Here is a 1,406-nt window from a genome sequence, read left to right as displayed (position 1 = left end):
CAGGCCAACTCCCCGATCGGCGTCTCGGGCGACGCCACTACCGAGCGCAGCAACACGTCGAAGCGCCGCGCCATGCGCTCGACCATCGCTTCGTCGTACAGATCGGTCCGGAACTCCAGGTAGCCCTCCAGTCCTCGGCCTTCGGGATGCAGCGCCATCGACAGGTCGAACTTCGCGGTGTCGCCACGGATCGACCACGGGCTGCACCGCAGGCCATCGAGTTCCACGCTTTGCTGGGGAAAGTCGTCGAATGCGAAGATTACGTCGACCAGCGGATGACGCCCCGTCTCGCGCTCGGGTTGCAATGCCGCGACCACGCGATCGAAGGGCATCCGGGAATGGTTGATCGCCTCCAGTGTCGTGTCGCGGACACGCTCGAGCAGCTCTCCGAAACGGATGGCGCCGTCCAGACGCGTGCGCATGACGACGGTATTTACCAGGTAGCCGACCGTGTCGGCGAGCGCCGGATCGACCCGGTCGGCAACCGGTACGCCCACCGCCACGTCGTCCTGCCCGGAGTGATGCGCCAGCAAGAGCTGGAATGCCGCGAGTAGCGCCGTGAACAGGGTCGTCGAGTGCGCATGAGCCATTGCGCGCAAGGCCTCGGCCACGTCGGCTTCGATGCGAAAACCCACCGACAGGCCGTCCGCACCGGGCTGCGCGGGGCGAGGATGGTCCGTCGGCACATCCAGGCGCGGCAGGCCGGCCAGCTGTTCGCGCCAGTAGGCCTCGTCAGCGTCGAATGCGCCGCTGGATTGCGCCCGCGCCTGGAGCAGCGCATGCAGCGCAGTCAGGGGCGGCGCTTCGCCCAGCCTGGCGCCTGCGTACAACATGGCGAGTTCGCGGAACAGGATCGCCATCGACCAACCGTCGCTGACGATGTGGTGAATCGAAAGCACGAAGACATGGTCCTCGGCGGTGACTTCAAGCACGCTGGCCCGCAGCAGCGGCGCGCTCTGGAGGTCGAAGGGCTGGTTCAGGCGGGCTAGAAGCCGCTGCTGCAGATCGACGCCCGGCACGACACGCTCGCGGCGCAGCTTCACGGTCTGTGCCAGCGAGGGGTCCATGACGCGCAACCGCGGCCCGTCCTCGCCGGGGATGAAGGCGCTACGCAACGCCGGATGGCGGACCACCAGCGCCTGCACCGAGGCCTCGAGCTGGTCGAGATCGAGTTCGCCGACGATGCGCGTGACCGAGTCGATCACGTAATTGCGGCTACCGCCCTCGAGTTGATCGAGGAACCAGAGCGCACGCTGAGGAAAGGACACGACGTCCAGGTCTCCAGCGTCCACGGCCTTGATCGCCTCCGCCAGCGGTCCGCCGCGGTCGACCGCGGTCATCGCCTCGGTCGACCACTGCGGCCAGTTGCCCTCGAGCACCTCCGCCAGCCCGGCGATGGTCGGATG

Annotated in this window: 1 protein-coding gene; it reads right to left on the bottom strand. The window is 67.6% G+C overall.

Annotation, left to right across the window (positions count from 1 at the left end; all coding sequences use genetic code 11):
- A partial coding sequence (locus D466_RS22580; RefSeq protein WP_038167124.1) for a condensation domain-containing protein occupies positions 1-1,406 on the bottom strand: 1,406 nt, incomplete at both ends.

This window comes from Thiomonas sp. FB-6, from assembly GCF_000377645.1.
Lineage (GTDB): Bacteria > Pseudomonadota > Gammaproteobacteria > Burkholderiales > Burkholderiaceae_C > Thiomonas_A.
This window is presented reverse-complemented; position numbering and strand designations above follow the sequence as displayed.